Annotated in this window: 17 protein-coding genes; 5 read left to right on the top strand and 12 right to left on the bottom strand. The window is 65.9% G+C overall.

Annotated elements, in window-relative coordinates; all coding sequences use genetic code 11:
* The first annotated feature begins 6 nt into the window (after positions 1–6).
* Genes EGH23_RS04525 through EGH23_RS04505 form a run of 5 tightly spaced genes read left to right on the top strand, consistent with a single transcriptional unit; the run spans position 7 to position 6603 of the window.
* Positions 7–1236, top strand: coding sequence for an extracellular solute-binding protein (locus EGH23_RS04525; protein ID WP_220578821.1), 1230 nt, complete (start codon positions 7–9; stop codon positions 1234–1236).
* Positions 1233–2861, top strand: coding sequence for an ABC transporter permease (locus EGH23_RS04520; RefSeq protein ID WP_220578820.1), 1629 nt, complete (start codon positions 1233–1235; stop codon positions 2859–2861). The genes EGH23_RS04525 and EGH23_RS04520 overlap by 4 nt, the downstream gene beginning before the upstream one ends.
* A gap of 3 nt (positions 2862–2864) precedes the next feature.
* A complete protein-coding gene (locus EGH23_RS04515) occupies positions 2865–4892 on the top strand; it encodes an ArnT family glycosyltransferase (RefSeq protein ID WP_220578819.1) in 2028 nt (675 codons plus the stop codon).
* 26 nt (positions 4893–4918) lie between these two features.
* Positions 4919–5467, top strand: coding sequence for a gluconate 2-dehydrogenase subunit 3 family protein (locus EGH23_RS04510; RefSeq protein WP_220578818.1), 549 nt, complete (start codon positions 4919–4921; stop codon positions 5465–5467).
* Complete coding sequence (locus EGH23_RS04505; protein WP_220578817.1) at positions 5464–6603, top strand: ABC transporter ATP-binding protein; 1140 nt, start codon at positions 5464–5466, stop codon at positions 6601–6603. The genes EGH23_RS04510 and EGH23_RS04505 overlap by 4 nt, the downstream gene beginning before the upstream one ends.
* Before the next feature lie 17 nt (positions 6604–6620).
* Here EGH23_RS04505 and EGH23_RS04500 read toward each other — a convergent pair whose 3' ends face one another.
* The 12 genes from EGH23_RS04500 to EGH23_RS04445 all read right to left on the bottom strand — a co-directional run bounded on the left by EGH23_RS04500 (position 6621) and on the right by EGH23_RS04445 (position 20039).
* Positions 6621–7334, bottom strand: a complete 714-nt coding sequence (locus EGH23_RS04500; RefSeq protein WP_220578816.1) for a dolichyl-phosphate hexose transferase — start codon at positions 7332–7334, stop codon at positions 6621–6623.
* A gap of 97 nt (positions 7335–7431) precedes the next feature.
* Positions 7432–8484 (bottom strand): HTH-type sugar sensing transcriptional regulator TrmB, encoded by a 1053-nt coding sequence (gene trmB, locus EGH23_RS04495; protein WP_220578815.1) that lies wholly within the window; start codon positions 8482–8484, stop codon positions 7432–7434.
* A 47-nt stretch (positions 8485–8531) separates the two neighbouring features.
* A complete protein-coding gene (locus tag EGH23_RS04490; protein WP_220578814.1) occupies positions 8532–9677 on the bottom strand; it encodes an ABC transporter ATP-binding protein in 1146 nt (381 codons plus the stop codon).
* Between the two features lie 149 nt (positions 9678–9826).
* Positions 9827–11188, bottom strand: coding sequence for an ABC transporter substrate-binding protein (locus tag EGH23_RS04485; RefSeq protein WP_220578813.1), 1362 nt, complete (start codon positions 11186–11188; stop codon positions 9827–9829).
* Between the two features lie 281 nt (positions 11189–11469).
* Positions 11470–12534, bottom strand: coding sequence for a glucose 1-dehydrogenase (locus EGH23_RS04480; RefSeq protein ID WP_220578812.1), 1065 nt, complete (start codon positions 12532–12534; stop codon positions 11470–11472).
* Positions 12535–12623: 89 nt separating this feature from the next.
* A complete protein-coding gene (locus EGH23_RS04475; protein WP_220578811.1) occupies positions 12624–13694 on the bottom strand; it encodes a Gfo/Idh/MocA family protein in 1071 nt (356 codons plus the stop codon).
* Positions 13695–13733: 39 nt separating this feature from the next.
* On the bottom strand, positions 13734–13940 hold the full coding sequence (locus EGH23_RS04470) for a DUF8005 family protein (protein WP_220578810.1): 207 nt from the start codon (positions 13938–13940) through the stop codon (positions 13734–13736).
* Between the two features lie 13 nt (positions 13941–13953).
* Positions 13954–15150, bottom strand: a complete 1197-nt coding sequence (locus EGH23_RS04465; protein ID WP_220578809.1) for an ABC transporter ATP-binding protein — start codon at positions 15148–15150, stop codon at positions 13954–13956.
* Positions 15151–15154: 4 nt separating this feature from the next.
* Complete coding sequence (locus tag EGH23_RS04460; RefSeq protein ID WP_220578808.1) at positions 15155–16147, bottom strand: carbohydrate ABC transporter permease; 993 nt, start codon at positions 16145–16147, stop codon at positions 15155–15157.
* A gap of 1 nt (position 16148) precedes the next feature.
* A complete protein-coding gene (locus tag EGH23_RS04455) occupies positions 16149–17129 on the bottom strand; it encodes a carbohydrate ABC transporter permease (protein ID WP_220578807.1) in 981 nt (326 codons plus the stop codon).
* Positions 17130–17205: 76 nt separating this feature from the next.
* Positions 17206–18729, bottom strand: coding sequence for a substrate-binding domain-containing protein (locus EGH23_RS04450; protein ID WP_220578806.1), 1524 nt, complete (start codon positions 18727–18729; stop codon positions 17206–17208).
* 233 nt (positions 18730–18962) lie between these two features.
* Positions 18963–20039, bottom strand: coding sequence for a TrmB family transcriptional regulator (locus tag EGH23_RS04445; RefSeq protein ID WP_220578805.1), 1077 nt, complete (start codon positions 20037–20039; stop codon positions 18963–18965).
* Positions 20040–20159 lie beyond the last annotated feature (120 nt).

Raw genomic sequence — 20159 nt, 5'->3', positions numbered from 1 at the left:
ACGACAATGACTGACTCCACTGACTCCTCCGGACGAAACGGGGTTACGGCCTCCCGCCGACGGTACCTCGCCCTCGGCGGTGCAACGGCTGCGGCGGGGCTCTCGGGCTGTTCTGCCATTTCCGACCTCTTCGGCGGCGATGGCGGAAACGCGACTCCACAACAGGGAGGGAGTAGCGGGGAACAGGGCGCGGAGATCGACGTACCCTCCCTGACCGAGTTCCGTGGGTCGGGGACGCTCGTCGAGGGCCGACCCGCTCCGGGCGGGACCTCGATCGAGGAACTCCCCGACCTCTCGGGGTCGCTCAACCTCTACATCGGCGGCGGCGAGGGGGGCATCTACTTCCAGTTCGTCGAGATGCTCCAGGAGATATACCCCGACTTCGACGTCTTCGCCAGCAGCGCCGCCTCCTCGTCGCTCGCACAGACCGTCGTCGAGGAAGTGAAGGCGGGGTCGCCACAGGCCGACGTCTTCTGGTCCATCGACGCCAGTTCGCTCGGCTACGTCGCACAGAACGACGCCTACGAATCGCTGCCCAAGGACGTCGTCGAACCGGTCCCGTCGGACTTCCAGGGCGACGACAACGCGTGGGTCGGCGTCGCCGGACGCGCCCGGAGCGTCCCGTACAACACGGACGAACTGAGCGAGGACGACATCCCGAACAAGGTCGCCGAGTTCCCGAACACGAGCGCGCTGCAGGGGACGATGGGCTGGGCGCCGACCTACGGCGCGTTCAAGTCCTTCGTCACCGCGATGCGACTCCTCCGCGGCCCCGAGGCGACCCGTCAGTGGCTCTCCTCGATGCGTGAGGCGGGCACCGAGCGGTTCCCAAACGAGTTCGTCGTCTCCAATCAGGTCGCCGACGGCGCGCTGAACGCCGGCTTCGCCAACCACTACTACGCCCTGCGCGTGAAGAATCAGCGGCCTAACGCGCCCATCGACCTCGCGTTCACAGAGAACGACGCGGCCGCGCTGGTCAACGTCGCCGGCGCGCTCCGCATCGAAGGGACGGAGAAAGACCAGCTCGTCAACAACTTCATCAGGCACCTGCTGTCGGCGGAGGCCCAGGAGTTCTTCACCACCGTCAGCTTCGCCTACCCGATGATACCGGGCGTCGAACCCGTCGGCGGACTCCCCACCATCGACCAGCTGAACCCGCCGGACGTCGAGCTCTCGAAGCTCTCCGAACTCGAACCGACGCTACAGCTGATGCGCGAGGCCGGCGTTCTGGGATGAGCGTTCGCGAGCGCGTCGCGGCCGCCCGCGAGCGGGCGACCGACGGCGACGAGACGGCCCTCGGTCAGGGGTTGACCCTGTTCGCCGGGGCCATCGCCGCCGCGGTCGTCCTCCCGCTCGGCTGGCTGGTCGTCGACGCGTTCGGCCTGGGCTCGCGAGCCCTCGAACTGCTGGTCGCCGGCCAGACGATACAGGTGTTGCTCCGGAGCGTCGCGCTCGTCGGCGTGGTTACCGCGGCGAGCGTCCTGCTCGGCGTGCCGCTGGCCGTTCTGACGGTACAGGGCGATATCCCGCTCAGCCGCTTCTGGACCGTCGTCGCCGCGTTGCCGTTGGCGATCCCGAGCTACCTCGGCGCCTTCGCCGCCGTCTCGGCGTTCGGTCCCCGCGGGCAACTGGCGAATATGCTCGCTCCGCTCGGAATCGAACAGGTCCCGACCATCTACGGGTTCGTCGGTGCCTCGGTCGTCCTCACGCTGTACACGTACCCCTACGTCTTCCTCACGACCCGGGCCTCGCTGCTGTCGCTCGACGCCTCGCTCGTCGAGGCCGCCCGGACGCTCAACGCCAGTCGCTGGGAGGCGTTCCGCCGGGTGACGCTCCCGCAGATACTCCCGGGGATCGCCGCCGGCGCGCTGCTCGTGGCGCTGTACACCCTCTCGGACTTCGGGACGCCGAACATCATGCGCGTCGAGGTGTTCACCCAGTTCATCTACGCCCGGTACAACGGCTTCATGCGGGACTACGCGGCGCTCCTGTCCCTGCAGCTGTTCGCCGTGACGGCGGTGATACTGGCCATCGAATCGCGCATCGGCGCCGACGACTCCGGGGCCTACGCCTCCGGAGGGGACCGCGGAGCGTTCGACCTCGACCTCGGTCGCTGGCGGTATCCCGCCGCGATACTTCCCGCGGCCGTCGGTCTCGTCGCCATCCTGCTTCCCGTCGGTATCTTCGGCGTCTGGTTCCTTCGGAGCGGACCGGGCTACGCCACCGGCTCGATGGCGTTCTCGTGGAGCTACGGCTGGAACTCCGTCTACGTGGCGCTGCTGGCGGCCGGCGGGTCGATACTGGTCGCCCTCCCCATCGCGTTGCGGTCGGCGGCGTCTTCCTCCCGGCTGGCCTCGCTGGCCGACCGGGCGCCCTACGTCGGATACGCGACGCCGGGCATCGTGTTGGCCATCGCGCTCGTGAGCTTCAGCCTCGACGTGCTGCCGATGTTCTACCGGACGATCCCGTTGCTCGTGTTCGCGTACGTCGTCCGGTTCATGCCCCAGGCCATCGGATCCATCCGCACGTCGGCGCTGCAGGTCGACGCCCGGTTCGTCGAGGCGGCCCGGGTGCTGGGCCGGTCGCCGCTGGGCGCGTTTCGGTCGGTGACGCTGCCCCTGGTGCTCCCGGGTATCGCCACCGGGGCCGCGCTGGTGTTCCTCACGACGATGAAGGAACTGCCGGCGACGCTCATCTTGCGGCCGCTCAGGTTCGACACGCTCGTGACTTACATCTGGCGGGTCCAAGAGGCCGGGCTGTACGGCGCGGCGGCGGTCCCGGCGCTGGTCCTCGTGGTCGTCTCCGGGCTCTCGATGGCGGTCATCCTCGCTCAGGGGACGGGCCCCGGAGCGGAGACCTGAACCATGCTGGAACGGATCCGTCGGTCGGAGTGGATCGCGGCCGTCGCCCTGGCCGCCCTCGGGGCCGTCGTCGTCGCCGTCGTCTCGACCCAGCTGTTTCCGTATCACTCGCTGAACCACGACGAGGGCGTCTACCTCCAGCAGGCCGCGATGTTGCTGGAGGGGCGGCTGTTCCTCCAGTCGCCCGTCGAGGGGGCGTTTCGCCCGTGGTTCTTCGTCGAGAGCGACCGGGGGATGTACTCGAAGTACTCGCCGGTGGCACCCGCGCTGTTCGCCCTCGGGAAGCTACTGGGGGGCTATCGCGTGGCGCTGGTCGGCATCGCGGCCGGGAACCTCCTGCTCGTCGTCGGCGTCGTCCGGGAGGTCTTCGACTACCGGACCGGCCTCCTCGCCGGGGCGTTCGTCCTCGCCTCGCCGCTGTTCCTCATCGACTCGGCGGTGTTCCTGCCCTACGCGCCGACGACCCTGTTGAACCTCGCCTTCGCCTACGCGTACCTCCGGGCCGACCGGGCCGCCGACGGCCGGCGGTGGGCGGCTCTCGCCGGGGCCGCCGTCGGGCTGGCCTTCTTCTCGCGGCCCTACACGTCAGTCCTGTTCGCGGCCCCCTTCATCGCTCACGCGCTCTGGACGCTCGCGACCCGGTGGCGGACCGCCCTTCCTCGACAGGCGATCATCGCCGTGCTCGGGAGCGCCGGCGTCGCTCTCGCGCTGGGATACAACGCCGTCGTGACCGGCTCTCCGTGGGTGTTCCCCTATCAGGCGTTCGCCCCCGAAGACGGACTGGGATTCGGTCACCGGGAGCTACTCGGCCACGAGATCGTCTACACGCCGGAACTGGCCCTGCGAGCGAACCGACTGGTGCTCGAACTGTTCTTCACCGAGTGGGTCGCCGGCGGGTTGCTGGGGACGGCGCTGGCCGTCGTCGGGCTCGCGTACGCGGCCCGCGCGGGCGTCGAACCGCGGCGAGCCGTACTGGCCGGCCTGTTCGTGAGCATCGCAGCCGGGAACGTCTACTTCTGGGGGAACTTCAACATCCTGGGTAACCTCGACGTCGCCGGGGACGGCCTCGTCTCTGCGCTCGGCCCCTACTACCACTTCGACCTCCTGTTGCCGACGGCGGCCTTCGCCGCGCGCGGCGCGGTCGGCGGCTACGAGTCGGTCGGCCGGGCACTCGGTAGCCGCCTCGGGGAGCGCCCCCTCCGGGTCACGCTGGCGGCGCTCGTCCTCGTGAGCGCCGCCGCCCTCGGGGGCGTCACCGCCGGGAACCTCGCGGACCCGGTCGAGGACAACGCGGAGGTGACTCGCACCTACGAGGACGCCTACGAGCCGTTCGAGGGCGGACCGCCGGCGAACTCGCTGGTGTTGCTGCCGGACCCCTACGGAAACTGGCTCAACCACCCGTTCCAGTACCTCCGTAACGACCCCGGCTACGACGGCCGGGCCGTCTACGCCGTCGACGACCGCCCCTTCGCCGTGACCGATGCGTTCCCCGACCGGCGCGTCTACCGATACGTCTACCGCGGGGCGTGGGTCCCGCCCGACGGGTCGCCCGACGCGGCGCGACTCCAGCGCGTCCGCGACGTCTCGGGCGAACAGGTCCGCCTCGACGCGACCGTCGGCGTTCCGAAAGGTGCGATCGGCGTCACCGTCCGCGTGGCCACCGACGACGGGAGCGCCTACTACGTCGTCCCGGACGCGGGCGAGACGGCCGACCTCTCGCTGACCGTCGAGGACGGCGGCGTGGCCGTCGCGGGAGACCCCCGGCCGGTCCGAGATACGACCCTCGCAGTGGCGGGTCGGGACACCGTCCGGGTCACCGTCTTCGTCGACTACGCCGGCGGCGGCGGGTTCGCGTACCGGCTGGACCTCCCGGTCGACGCCGACGGCGAGGGCGTGCGCGCGCTCACCCCGCGCGTCGAGTGGTGTCGGAACGCCCGGGCCTGCGGCGGGGCCGCCGCGTACATACCCGAGGCCGTTCCCGACGGGGTCTCCGTCGGGACGAACCTGACGGCGAGCGAGCGGAAGCGATAAGTTTAGGCTCTCCTAATCGGCCGGATATGGAACTGACTCGTCGGGACGCGCTCGCGGCGCTGTCGGCGGCCGGCGTCGCCGTCGGCGGTGGCGGGGCCGTGATGCTCGCGGCCGACGACGGCGAAGAGGGCGGGGACACCGCATCCGGGCCCTTCGGGGACGAGGAGCTGGCGACGCTGGTGGCCGCCGGAGAGGTGCTGTACCCGGACGCCGTCGAGGGCGTCGAGTCGTTCGTCACCCGGTACGCGGAGGGACGCGCTCGGGACCGACCCGACCACGCCGCCGGAACGGCCGAGGCCGTCGCCTACCTCGACGACTACTGCCGGTCGTGGTTCGACGCGGAGTTCGCCGCGCTCGACGCCGCGACTCGGGAGTCGGCCCTCCGCCGGATGAACGCCGACACGGTCGAACCGGACCCCGACGGGTCCGACACACAGCGCGTGCGGTACTACGTCGTCAACGAACTCCTCTACGCGCTGTACAGCTCGCCGACCGGCGGGAAGCTCGTCGGCATCGAGAACCCGCAGGGCCACCCCGGCGGAACGACGAGCTACCAGCGGGGGCCGGGGCAGTGACGGCACAGCACCAGCGCGACCTCGGAGCCTCGGAGTTCGATACGGTCGAGGCGGCGGTCGACGACCCGGAACGGACCGTCCTCGAGATAGACGGCATCACCAAGGACTACGGACAGGAAGTGGCCGTCGACGACCTCTCGCTCTCGGTCAGGGACGGGGAGCTCCTGACGCTGCTCGGTCCCTCGGGCTGCGGGAAGACGACGACGCTCCGACTGCTCGCGGGTCTCGAACGTCCGACCGCGGGACACATCGACATCGCGGGCGAGCGGGTCACCGGCGACGGCGAAGACGGGTTCCGACAGCCCGACCAGCGGGACGTGGGCATCGTCTTCCAGGACTTCGCGCTCTTTCCCCACCTCTCGGTCGCCGAGAACGTCGCGTTCGGGCTGACAGACCTCGACGAGACGGCGACCCGGCGCCGGGTCGACGACCTGCTCGAACTGGTGGACCTGACCGATCACCACGACAAGATGCCCGGTAACCTCTCGGGCGGGCAGCGACAGCGCGTCGCCCTCGCCCGCTCGCTCGCGCCCGAACCGGACGTGCTCTTGCTCGACGAGCCGTTCTCGAACCTCGACGTCCGTCTCCGCGTCGAGATGCGCGAGGAGGTCCGCAGGATTCTGAAGCGGGCCGGCGTCACCGCCGTCTCCGTGACTCACGACCAGGAGGAGGCGCTCTCCATCAGCGACCGCGTCGCCATCATGAACGACGGGACGGTCGCACAGGTCGGCGACCCGGCCGAGGTGTTCGAGAACCCCGAGAGCCGCTTCGTCGCCAGTTTCCTCGGGCAGGCGAGCTTCCTCTCGGGCCGCGTCGCGGGAGCGGCCGTCGAGACGGGTCTGGGATCGCTGGACGCCGACCGACTGAACGGCTCCGTCGACGCGTACGACGGCGCGACGGTCGACGTGCTCGTCCGCCCGGACGACCTTCGCGCGGTACCGACCAGCGAGTCGAAAGCCGACGGCTACGTCGTCCACCGGCAGTACAACGGCCCCTCGTTCGTCTACCGAGTCGAACTCCACAGCGGCGACGTGGTCCACTGCATGCACAACCACGTCGAGACGTTCGCGGCCGGCGAGCCGGTCGCGGTGAAACTCGCGGCCGACCACGATCTGGCCTGGTACCCCGCGGAGTAGTCTCCGTATCGGCGGGTTCAGCGGAACCGCTCTTGAAGCGCCACGCGGACGATGGACTTCGCGATCGCCGCACCGCCGGAGAAGGGATCGAGTTTCGTCTCCCCCTTGCGCTCGTCGTACTCGATGGGCCGCTCGCGCACGTCGTACTCGCGCATCAGCGGCCGCATGAGCAGCTCCGCGGAGAGGCCGGTGTTCTCGGTCCACTCGATCTTCTGGACGACCTCGCGGCGGTAGGCGCGCATCCCCGTCGTCGTGTCGTGGACGCGTTTCCCCATCAGGACGCTCGCCAAGAGCGCGAACAGCTCGTTACCGAGCTTGTTCATTCTCGGCATCTCCTCGGCTCCGTAGTAGAGCCGGTCGCCGCTGACGACGTCCGCGCCGTCGTTTATCTCCGCGAGGAAGTCCGGCAGTCGCTCCATCGGATAGGTGTCGTCGCAGTCCGTCGTGACGATGACGGGTCGGTCGGGCGTCAGTACGGCCTCGCGGACTGCGACGCCGTATCCCTGTGGTTCCTGCTCGATCACCGTCGCACCGTGTTCCCGGGCGATCTCGGGCGTCCGGTCGCTGGACCCGTCGACGCAGACGACTTCGGCTCGGCCGTCGGTCACGTCGGCGATGTCTGAGAGTACCGTCCCGATGGCGTCCGCTTCGTTGTACGTTCCCATCACGACCGCGAGATCGTCGAACGTGAATCCGTCGTCCGCGGCGCGTTCGGCTCGCTGCGTGCTCATTGAGGGGAACTCTCTGCTCGTCCCTCTTGAATTTTTAGGTTTGCCAAAACCGACCGGTAGCTACGTCCCAGTGTTCACGAACCGCGTCGTTCCCCGACTACACGGACGGCGGCTCGTCTCGGGCGACCTGTATCTCGTAGGCTTCGATGTCCTCGTAGGCCGCCAACTGCCCGCCGACGTCGACCGGGCCGTCGGCCGTCTCGACGACGAGCGTCGCCACCTCGCGGTTGGGGCCGAACGACACCTCCCCGACTTTCCCCTGGACGACCCAGTGGTCGCCCGTCTCGACGTCGCGCCCCTCGATGGTCGCGTAGAACTCCTCGTCGAGCGACGCCAGATCGGAGATACACCGCCTGATGGTCCCGTAGCGACGCGGGAAGGGGATACCCATGCCGTTCTCGGCGATGACGTCCGCCGTCGTCCAGAGGACGGTGTTGAGAAAGCCGGAGACCAGAAAGCCCAGTTCGGAGCGGTTGAAGATGACGCCGTAGCGGTCGGCGTCGCCCCGGATGGACTCGCGCGTGGCGTACATCGAGTAGTTACCGTCGGCGACCGCCACGACGGGCGTCGTGATCCCCCGACGCCCCTTCACCGTCGTCGCCACCGAGAGATAGTCGAACTCGTCCGGGTCGGGGGCCTCTTTCGCCGGCGAGAGAAGTATCTCAGTGGCGATCCCCTCCTCGCGTCGCGTGGCGAGCTGTGACTCCAGCCGGTTCAACAGCGACGGGGTCAGCGACAGCGTCAGTTCGTACTCCGCCGCGTCGATGATGTCTTCGAGGTAGCGTAGAATCGTCGGTCGGGACTTCACCAGCGAGACGGCCTCCGGTTCGCGGGCCGGCGCGGTGTACCGCGAGGAGAGGTCCTCGACGAGGTCGTCGAGCGACTGCTGGATGTCGCCGAAGGCGTCTCTCGGGTCGATGGCGAGCACCTTCATCGGTCGCGACTCCTTGAGCTCGACGAGCCCCACGTCGCTGAGGCTTCGAACCGTATCGTACACTCGCGGCTGCGGGATGTCGGTGTTCTCTGCGATCTCCGACGCCGTCAACTCGCCGTGCTGAAGCACGGCGAGGTACGCGGCAATCTCGTATTCACCGAGGTCGAATCGTGTGATTACTTGCTCGAGTGAAGCTTCCAGGTCGTCGCCTGACATACCCGGGGGTTTATCGGACGGCTACAAAGAAGTTCGGCCCTGCGTGCCTATTGCACGCGGGGCGACCCGGCGGCTTCGAGTTTGCGGTTGTGCAGCGCTTCGCCCGTCTCCCGGTCGAAGAGGTGGACCGCCGACTCCGGGAAGCGCGCGACGAGTTGCTGTCCCGCGTCGACGCTTTTCATCCCGTCGAGGACGGCGGTGAAGAGGTTCTCCTCCGTCCGGTCGTCGCCCTCGAAGACGAGGTGAATGACGTTCTCGTCGCCCATCGGCTCGACGACGTCGACGGTCGCTCTGTAGTCGTGTTCGGAGTCGACGCTGGAGCGCAGTTCGACGTCTTCCGGCCGGATGCCCAACACGAGGTCCGTCGCCTCTCCCAGCGAGGAAATCGTCTCCTCGGAGAGGTCGTACTCGAACTCGTCGGTGACGAGCGTCGACCCCCGCAGCTCGGCCTCGAAGAAGTTCATCGACGGTTCGCCGATGAACCCCGCCACGAAGAGGTTGTTCGGTTGGTGGTAACACTCGAGCGGCGTCGCACACTGCTGGAGGACGCCGTCGTTGAGGATCGCGACGCGGTCGGACATCGTCATCGCCTCCACCTGATTGTGCGTGACGTACACGGTGGCGACGCCGATGTCGTCTTGCAGTCGCTGGAGTTCGGTCCGCATCTCCGCGCGGAGCTTCGCGTCCAAGTTCGCCAGCGGCTCGTCCATGAGGAAGACGTCGGGATCCCGGACGATCGCGCGACCGAGCGCCACGCGCTGTTGTTGCCCACCAGACAACTCGTCAGGACGGCGGTCGATGAGTTCCGGGATGCCGAGCATCTCGGCGGCCTCTTCGACGCGCCCGTTTATCTCCTCGTCCGAGAGGTCGGTCGACTCCTCCAGTCCGAACGCCATGTTCTCCCGGACTGACATATGTGGATACAGCGCGTAGGACTGGAACACCATCGCCGCGTTCCGCTCTTTCGCCGGGATGTCGTTGACGACTTCGCCGCCGAGCCGAATCTCCCCGTCGGTTATCTCTTCGAGGCCCGCGATCATCCGGAGCGTCGTGGACTTCCCACAGCCGGACGGGCCGACCAGTACGAGAAACTCGCCGTCGGCGATGTCGATAGAGACATCGTCGACGGCGACGATCTGATCGCCGTCGTCGTCGAATACTTTCGTTACGTTGTCGAGTGTAAGACTTGCCATCGCTTAGTTCCCCCATTGAGGGACTGTATTTTACCGCTCACTGCCACCCGATCGCTCGGGTCTATACCGTCTGAAACGCCCGCTGGCCGACGTATATAGCTACCGCTTGCCCGAGATCGATAGATTAAACGGAGGTCGGTCGGCGGGCGTTACTGGCTGTACGCGTTGGCCAGTTGGCTGATGACCTCGTCGTTCGAACCGCCGGAGATGAACGAGGAGATGGCGGAGCTGACACCCGAGGAGACGGCGGGCGGTGCCGCGAGTCCGTGGGCCAGCGAGCGGGGCTGAGCGCTGCTGTTCTGGAAGTCCTCGATCTGGTCGGAGGAGAACTCGTTGAACGGCTCGGTCGAGGCGTCCTTCCGGGGCGGAATCGCGCCCTTGCCGGGGCAGAAGATCTCCTGCGCCTCGGTCGTGCCGGCGAACTGGCACCACTTCGTGGTGGCGTCGGGCGACGGGTTGTTGACCGGGTAGGGGAACGAGTCCATGTTCAGGGAGTACGACCCGGAGGTGCCCGGGAAGACGATGTAGTCCCACTCTTCGCCGTACTTGAGGTCGTTCGTGATGTAGGTGCCGGCCGCCCAGTCGCCCTGGTGGATGAAGCCGGCCTCGCCGTTGATGACGCCGTTGTTGGCCTCGGTCCACGAGATAGAGCCGGCGTCGCTCGGGTAGTACTGACTGTACTCGCGGACGATGTCGAGCGCCTGACCGAGGGAGTCGGAGTTGGCGTTGATCTTGCCCTCCTCGAACGTCGCGGCGTACGTCTCGGGGTCCGTGACGCCCAGATACACCGTCGCGAAGAGCTGAACGGTCGACCACGGGGAGTTGGTCTGGTGTGCCATGCCCGTGTAGCCGGCGTCGCTGACGGCCTTGAGCGCGCCGGTGAGGTCCGACGGCGTCTCGAGACTCGACGGGTCTACACCGGCGTCCTCGATGACGCTGACGTTGTAGAAGACGTTGTTGAGACGGTGGATGTTCAGCGGGACCGTCACGTAGTTCCCCGCCGGCTGCGCCGCGGCCTTCGGGCCGGCGAGGTAGTTCTCCTTCATCCCGTTCTCGCTCCAGACGGACTGGCCGATGTCCTTGAGGAGGTTCGCGTCCGTGTACGGCTTCAGCGCCGCACCCGGCCACTGCTGCCAGGTGCTCGGGTGGTTGCCGTTCTGGATACGGGTTCGGATGTTGGACTGGAGGTTCGAACCGGCTCCGCCGGCGATGAGGTTCTCGTCGAACTGGACGTTGGGATACTTCTCGGTGAACGCGTCCATCATGGACTGGATCGCTTCCAGCCCGTCGCCTTCGCCCCACCAGTGAGCGACTTCGAGCGCCTGGGTCTGCGTTGCGCCCCCGTCACCCCCGTCGCCGCTCGTGCTACCGCCGTCACCGCTGGTACTGCCGCCGTCGCCCCCGTCGCCGCCGTCGCCACCACAGCCGGCGAGCGATGCGGCGCCCGCGGCACCGGCGATTCGAAGCGCGTTCCGTCGTGTGAGCCGTCTGTCAGAGTTGTCGTCAGTCATGGTTGCACCAATACCTCACTATTTCGTATTGAGGATTCGCACTTAATACTTCTGTATGACAACAGTCGCTGTTTTACCTTCTGACGATCCGGACTAATCCGGCCGCAGTCCGGCGCTTTTCTGTACATATATGGCCGAAGAACTACTTCACACGCGCTTATATGTCAGAGAACGTTCGGTTTATTACACAGCGGCGACGCTGGATTTGGAAGTGGCTAACGCCGACGTTCTCGGTATAATTATTCCGATACGAAAGAGGGTATCAGAAAGCGAGTAAATCGTTACAGCGTGTCGAACTCGACGACCGCCTTGATCTGTTCCGCGTCGTCGACGAACGCCGGGTCGACTTCGTCGGGCGTCGCAACCGTCGTGACGAGCGCTTCGAGCAGCCACTCCGGCATCGATTCGAGCGTGTCGACGGCGTACTCGAAGTGCTTGATGTGGGAGTTGACGGTGCCGACGAGACACTTGTTCTGCAACACCAGCTCGTTGTGTAGCGACCCGCCGTCGACTTCGAAATCCCAGGGTTCGGGGATGCCGAGCAGCGCGCCGACGCCGTTCGGCGCGAGCGCGTGCACCGTCTCGATGACGTGGGGCGCGAACCCGGTGGCCTCGTAGATGTAGTCGATGGGCTCGTACTCGTCGGGGAGCTCGTCCACGGACGTCTCGCGCGAGTCGACGTAGGTCGCACCGAGCTCTTCGATGATATCGATGGTCGGGTCCGGTCGGTCGCGGCGGCCGACGCAGTAGGTGCGGTCGTACTCCTGCCCGAACATCCAGAGAGTCAACAGGCCGAGCGACCCGTTACCGAGCACGCAGGCCGCCTCGGGCCGCCATTCGAACGGTTCTCGGGTCGCGTACGCGTGCTCGTTCGCCTTCTCCGTGATGGAGATCGGCTCGACGAAGAAGCCGTACTCGGCGAGTTCCTCGGAGACGGGGACGAGGTAGTCCGCGGGCGACGTGAAGTACTCCGCCATGTAGCCGTGCCCACCCACGATCCCGCGTTCGACGTACTCGCCGGCCGGTGCCATGTCCGGCTCGCCGCGGCGGAAGTACTCGTTCGTCTCGCCGTCCGGTTTGCGTCGGACCGTCGGGACGACGACCTGTCCCTCCTCTAAGCCGGTTCCGTTCGGCTCTTCGACGACGCCGACGGCCTCGTGGCCCAGAACCATGTAGTCCTCGCCCTCGGGAAACCCACCGTGCGACCCGGCGATAACCTCGTGATCAGTCCCGTCCACGCCCACCCGAAGCGTGCGAACGAGCGCCTCGCCCTCACCGGGTTCCGGACGCGGCACGTCCAGCAACTGCGGTTCGTCGCCATCGCGGGTGACACCAATCGCTTTCATAATCTACCGGACAGTGAGAGCACTGATGATTAAGTCTTTCTTCACTATTATCGACGCTGGATATGAGGGGTAGAACCCGCGGAGAAGCGCTATTCGACGGAAACGGCGCGACCCCGTTCGCTGGAGCGATAGATGGCGTCCATCACGCGCTGGACGGTCAGCGCCTGTTCGACCGTGTTGGTTCCCGGGGGTTCGCCAGCGGCGACGGCCGCTAAGAAGCGCTCCTGTTCGAGCGCGTGCGGCTCGTCGTCGCCGGTCTCGATCTCCGTCGTTCGGTGGTGCATCGCTCCGGTCGTCGCCGTCTCGTACAGTTCCAGCGAGTGGTCTTTCAGGTCGAGCCCCGCCCCGGCCTCCGACCCGCGGACGTAGTACTGCTGGCTCCCGGGCCGGTTGCTCGCCCACGCGACTTCGAGCGTGATGGTCGTCCCGTCGGCACAGCGGACGAACGCGCTCGCCGAGTCGTCGACGCTGAACTCGCTCGCTCCCCGGTCTTCGCCCCACATGTGGAGATAGGAGTAGTCATCCCTCGTGCCGAACTGCGCGCGGGTCTCGCCGCTCACCTCCACCACGTCGGGATAGCCGAGCAGATACAGCGAGAGGTCGATCGCGTGTGCGCCGATATCGATGAGCGAGCCGCCGCCCGCGACGGGTTTTCGCGTGAACCAGGACCCGCGTCCGGGGACGCCGCGTCGCCGGATGTAGTCGGCCTCGACGTGGGAGATCTCGCCGAACGTCCCGTTTCGTTCGTACTCGACGAGCGCCTGCACCGGGTTCGCGAAGCGGTTGTGAAAGCCGACCATGCAAAAGCCCTCGGCGTCGGCCGCCGCGTCGGCGATGCGTTCCGCGCTCTCGAGCGTGTGCGCCAGCGGTTTCTCTACGAACACGTCCCGGCCCGCACCGAGGGCGTCGACGACGTACCGTTCGTGAAACTTGTTCGGCGTCGTCACGAGGACGGCGTCCACGTCGGCGTAGAACTCGTCGGAATCCTCGTACACTGCCGCACCGTACTCCTCGGCGAATGCGCGCCGCGCGTCGGGGTCGATGTCCATACCAGCGGCGACGAGGTCGCCCAACCCGGCGTTCCGCAGCCGGTCACAGTGGAGGTGGGCGATGTTGCCGAGGCCGACGAACCCCAGACGAATGGATGATAGCTCGCTCATATGTCGAAAAGAGACGAGCGAGACGAAAACTCTCCCGACTCAGTACAGCTGTTTCTCGCGCTCTTCGCGTTCGTCTTCGCGCTGCTGTTCTGCCTTCTCGGCGCGTCTCCCGCGGCGGTACTTGACGAGTCCCGGGATGATCTTGTTCTTCATATCGAAGACGAACGACGCGACGCCGTACGCCCAGAAGAAGAACAGGACTAGCATCCCGCTCCAGTAGACCGTCGCCGCCAGATGCGTGCTCATCGGTTGGGTTAGATCAGTCGTCGGATTCGGCTTCGCTTCCGGTGACGCCGCCGCCGCTCCCGACCGGGTCGAGTTTGTGAACCAGCGCTTCGCCCGACGCGGTGTCGAAGAGGTGGACGTTCCGCCGGTCGATGACCACCTCGATGTCGTCGTCCTCCTCGATGTCGGCGTCGGGGTCGATGCTCATCAGCAACTGGTCGTTCGTCGTCTGCTCCTGGGTCATCGACGTCTCGCCCTCTCCCAGCAGCATGTAGGTGAAGATCTCGTCGCCCATCGGTTCGAGGATGTCGACCGTCGCCGAGATGGGCGAGGACGGGTCCGCGATCTCGTCGCGCTTCGCACTGGGGTGGATGTCCTCCGGGCGGATGCCGACGGTCAGCTCGTCGCCGACGCCGACGCCCTCGACGCTGGCGGGGTCGAACGCGAGCGTGAAGTTCGGCGTCTCTATCGAGTTCTCGGTGACGTTCCCCGAGACGAAGTTCATCGACGGCGAGCCGATGAACCCCGCGACGAAGAGGTTCGCCGGTTCGTTGTAGCAGGTCAGCGGCGGGTCGATCTGCTGGAGCGCCCCGCTGTTGAGCACGGCGATGCGGTCCGAGAGCGTCATCGCCTCCTCCTGGTCGTGGGTGACGTAGATGATGGTCGTGTCCAGTTCCTTGTGCAGGCGCTGGAGTTCGGTCCGCATGTGGACCTTCAGCTTCGCGTCCAGGTTGGCCAGCGGCTCGTCCATGAGGAACACGTCGGGTTCCCGGACGATGGCACGGGCGATGGCCACGCGCTGGCGCTGACCGCCGGACATCTCGTCGGGCATCCGGTCGAGCATTCCCTCTAACTGGACGATGTCCGCGGCCCGCTCGACCCGGCGGTCTATCTCGTCTTGCGGGTAATCTCGCAGTCGGAGGCCGAAGCTTATGTTGTCGTAGACGTCCATGTGCGGGAACAGCGCGATGTTCTGGAACACCATCGCGATGCCGCGGTCCTTCGGCGGGAGGTTCGTCACCTCGCGGTCGCCGATGTACACCTCGCCCTCCGTGGGGATGGTGAGGCCCGCGATGGTCTCCATCGTCGTCGATTTCCCGCATCCGGAGGGGCCGACGAAGCAGATGAACTCCCCGTGGGCGACGTCTAGGTTCATGTCGTCGACCGCGGTGACCGTCTCACCCTGGTCGTCGTAGCGTTTCGTGACGTGTTCGAGTCTGACTCGTGCCATTGTATTACTCCTTGAGCGCGCCTGAGGTCAGTCCGCTGACGATGCGTTCCTGTGCGACGACGACGAGGATGACGACGGGGAGGACCCCGACGATGCTCGCCGCCGCCATGAGGTTGTACTGCGTGGTGTACTGCGTCTGATAGCTGAGGATCCCGCCGAGGATGGGCGACCACTTCGTCGCCTCGGGCGACGTGGCCATGATGGAACTGAAGAAGTACTCGTTGTACACCGCGATGAACGTGAGCACCGCCGCCGTCGCCACGCCCGGTGCCGACAGCGGCATGATGACGCGGAACAGCGCGCCCAGGCGGGTCGTCCCCTCGACGCGCGCGGCGTCCTCCAGTCCGTCCGGGATCTGCCCGTAGAACGTCGTGAGGATGAAGACGGACAGCGGCATGAACAGCGAGCTGAACGGCAGCACCATCGACCCCGGCGTGTTCAGCAACCGCGGGGCCGTGAACAGCCCGATGTCGGTGAACGGGATCACGACGGGCGCGTTCCCGGCGAACACCTTGAACAGCGGGATGACGAACGCGGCCGGCGGGAAGTAACTGATGGCGAGGATCCCGAGCATCAGGAACGCCCGACCGGGGAAACGCAGGCGGCCGAAGACGTAGCCGGCCAGGCTGGCGATGAACAGCACGATGATGGTGGTCGTGACCGCCAGCGCGAAGCTGTTGAGCATGTAGAGGTGGAACGGCACCTGCTCGAAGACCGTGATGAACGCCGCCGGGTTGAACCCCTTCGGCACCGGCAGCGGGAACGTCCCGCTGACGCCGAAGAGATTGACGGTCGGGAGGAAGCTCCCGGCCAACAGGTTCCCCTCGGGCGTCACCGCCAGCACGAGCAGCCAGTAGAAGGGGAACATCGTGGTGACGAGGAAGAACAGCATGGCCGCGTAGAACAGCGCGCGGTACACTCGCTCGGGGTTCTCGATGGCGCTCTGCGTCCAGCGCTCTAGCGGCCCGGCGTCTGAATCTTCGGTTTGCGTAGCCATGTCAGATCGCGTCCTCCCCTTGCCACAGGATGAGTCCCATCACGACTATTCCGATAATAGCGGCGGTGACGAAGGCGATAGCCGCCGAAACCCCCTCGCGCGTGTTGAACGTGGCGACGACCATACACGACAGCGACGGGACCACGGTACAACTCGACACTGTCGGGATGATACCGTAGATGCGCATCACCTGCACGGAGCGGAACAGCACCGCGACGCCGATGGTCGGGAGGATGAGTGGGAGGGTGATGAGCTTGAACTGTTGCCACTTGGTCGCGCCCGCCACTTTCGCGACGTTGTAGAGGCCGCGGTCGATACTCTGGAGACCCGCGAGGATGAGCAGGGCCATGAACGCCGACGTCTTCCAGATGTCGGCGACGATGATAATGAACGTCGCGCTGGCGGTGTCGTTCAGGGTGTTCGTCGGTGCGAGCAGGCCGAGGTCGGCCAACGGCGGCGTGGCGAAACCGACGTTGTTGTTGAACATCAGGAAGAAGATCATCCCCTGGATGACGATGGGCACGGCCCACGGGATGATGATGGCGGCGCGAACCCACCGCCGGCCGTAGAAGTCCTGGTCGAGGATGAGCGCCTGCCCGAGCCCGATGACGGTCTCGAAGGCGACGCTCACGACGGCGATGATGAGGGTGAGGACTAACGCGCTGTTCAGCAGGCTGATGAACTCTAAGTTCGCCGGGAGGAACGTCGTTCCGCCCGGAAGGTAGCGGTTTTTCTCCCCGGTGAACAGCTGTATGTAGTTGTCCAGCCCGACGAAGCTCGTAGTCGAGAGGTCGACGGAGAGGGCGTAGAGCGACAGTTCGAACGTGCGCAACAGCGGATAGAGGGCGACCATCCCCAGCAGGAGAAACACTGGTGTCAACAGCAGATACGCGTACTGCGTGTCGCTCAAGTTCTCCATCCACCGCATTAGGTCGACCAGCGCGCCCGAACGTCGGGACTCTCGGCCGGCCTCGGTGCTCATCCGTTCCCGCCTCCTCGTGGCTCAAGCTTCATAATCAATAATCAAGTGGGTTTATTGTAAAGCTATCCCGCGGTTCTCACGACGATTCGGTGTTCTTGAGGCTCGTTTGCAGGGCCTGCATCGCCTGCTCCGAGGGGACTTCCTGTCCGACGGCGCGGTTGGCCTGCTGGGCGATCTTGCTCGTCTGGTTGCCCCAGACGGCGGTCACCGGTCGCGGCATCGTGTTGTCCCCGGCGACTCTGAGCGTCTCCATGTATCGGCCGAGGATGGGGACGTCCTTAGCCTGTTGCGAGTTGAACAGTTCGGGTCGCGGCGGCAGCCAGCCCTGAATCTCGAGCAGCTTGAGCTGGAATTTCTCCGTCATCGCCGCGCGGATGACCTGTTGGACGGCGTCTTTCTGCCCGCTGTTGGGGTTGACGGTCATGTGCCAGCCGCCGAGAGCGGCGGTCGTGCCGCCGGTACCGGGCTGTGCGGCCTCGCTCTCGGGGACGGCATACGGGATCGGCATCGCGCCGAGGTCCTCGCCGAGGGCGGGCGCATCGGTCTCCTCCGGGTCGCGGCCGCAGAGGGCCAGCGAGTAGGGCCAGTTGCGGTGAAAGACGGAGTTCCCCTCCGCGAACGGCGCGCGCGAGGGCTCCTCGGTCCACCCGAGGATGTTCGTCGGCGTGAAGCCGCCGCCGTAGTCGCTGAACTCGCCGCCGAAGTCCTCGTCGTGGACGAACTTCCGCATCATGTTCAGCGAGTTGATGACCTCGGGCTGGTTGACCGTGACGGGGCGTTCACCGACCGGGCCGAAGAGGTTCTCCCGGCCGCCGAAGTACGCGCCGCCCCAGGAGGACATGACCTCGTTGAACGTACAGCAGGCGGTCCCGACGTAGATGTCCCACTGCGTGGTGAACCCGAAGTCCACGTCGGAGTTGTCGTAGATGTCGGCCGCGATGTTCGACCACTTCTTCCAGGTCATCGGCTCCGTCGCCCAGTTTTCCGACTCGGGGTTGTAGCCCGCCTCGTTAGCCAGGTCCTTCCGGTACTGCATCGTCGGGAAGTCCGGGAACACCGGGACGCCGTAGAGGTTCCCGTTCTGGGGGTTCCGCGCCGTGTCGGTGAACGCGGAGAAGTACTTGTTGTCGACCGTCGAGAGCATCTCTTCGGGGAGCATCTCAGTGAGGTTCTGGATCTGCCCCCGCTGGATGAAGATGTTGGTCCACCCGTTGTCCATCAGGAACATGTCCGGGTCCGTCTCGCCGGCGCTCAGGAGCCGGTTGTAGTTGGCCCGGGCCTTCCCCGTGTCCTGATCGCGGGGGACGAACTCGACCTCGACGCTGTCCGGGAGCCCGTTGTCGTGGAGCGACTGCTTGATAGCGGGGCCGTTGTTCTGGACGGCCACCGGGTCGAAGCCCCACTGCACCGTCGTCGCCTGCCCGCTACTGCCGTCACCGGTCGAGCCGTTGCCGGTCCCACCGCCGCCATCGCCCCCGCCGACGAAGTCCGCACACCCTGCTAGTCCCGCGACGACGCCCGTCGCACCCGCCGCTCGAACGAAGCGACGCCGGGAGACGCCTGACGATCGGTCACTGTCGTGCGTGCCATTTTCCGGCATGTCTATTCGGTGATTACCGGCACCGCACTTAAATGTTATCCATAATTAACCACAGGTGTTGTTAATGGCCTGTGAGAGCGCTGTCAAATATTATTATTACTGACACATACGCCGCAAATCGAACAATCATTATATAATATTTCGGTAATGACAAAAGCCGATTTGCGGCACCCGTCAGCTCAAACGCGTAAACTATCGTATAATTCTCTCTATACGAATCGCGAACGCGCTACTCACTGGTGTTGGACGTCGGTGACGATTATCTGGGTCGCCTCGATCTCCTCGATAACCGCTCCCCAGCCGCCGACCTCGTATCGTTCGCCGTCGACGTCGAGCGTCGCGCTGATTCGACCGGCGAGTTGGGCCAGCGGGATCGGGTCCTTCCGTCCCATCGTACTGCCGGTGTAGCTCACCTCGGCGATGGTTCCGGAGAGATCAACCCGTTCGTTGGTGTCCGTGTCGTAGCCGCGGACGGTCGCCGAGATGGTCGCCCCTTCGTCCAACAGCGGCTCGATGTCGCGAATGGCGTGCCGGAGGTCGACGTACGACGTGGGCGTCTCCGGCGTCCGCTCGGTGTAGACGGTGTCCCAGATCTCCCACAGGCAGGTGATGAAGAACCAGTGGAAGACGTAGGTGTGCGTGCGGTCGTTGACGAGGACGCCGTACTCGCTGACGGAGTGCCGATGCGGCGCGAAACAGGTCCACGTCCGGTCGATCAACACGAGAAACGGCGACGGTATCTTCCGATGGCGCGCCTCCGTGCACGCTCGCTCGATGTCGGCCACGTCGGGTATCCCCTCGTCCGGACCCGTACAGATACACAGTTTGATGGTGACGCCGCGTTCGAGGGCGTCGTGTAACTCGGGAGCCAGTTTGTAGAACTGGTCGGCGTTCACCCCGAGTTGAATCTGGTGCTCCGCTGTTTCGATGAGCTCTCGGGCCCGGTTGAGAACGGTGTCGAACCGCTTGACGATGCTGACCTCGTGGTCGGATATCTCCGGCTGGTTCCAGCGGTCCTCGATGCTCTCGGCGGCGTTCAAGTACTTGTCCGACCGAGAGCGGAGGTCTTCGAGCACGTCGTCCGGGTTGCGCGCCCGCGCGGTGAGGCTGTCCTGCTGGAACGTCTCGATGTACCCCTTCGATTCGAGGTCCCGGAGCACGTCGTAGATCCGCGGGTCGGGGACGTTACACGATTCGGCGATATCCGTCGCCGAGGCCGTTCCCAACCCGAGTAACGTCACGTAGGCCTCCGCTTGATACGGCGAGAGACCGGCGTCTTCCAGTACCGTCGTTAGTTCGTCGTCGTCCATTGTTCGGATGTGTCAGATGCGTATCTGCCAGTCGGTCGTCGCGCCGTCCCCGACTCGCGTCCCGTCTGTTGCAGCTTACCGTAGATACTTCGACGCTTCGATACGACGGGACATCGTCGG

The organism is Haloarcula nitratireducens (assembly GCF_019599505.1).
Note: the sequence above shows the minus strand (reverse complement) of the source record. Positions and strands in the feature narration are given on the sequence as shown.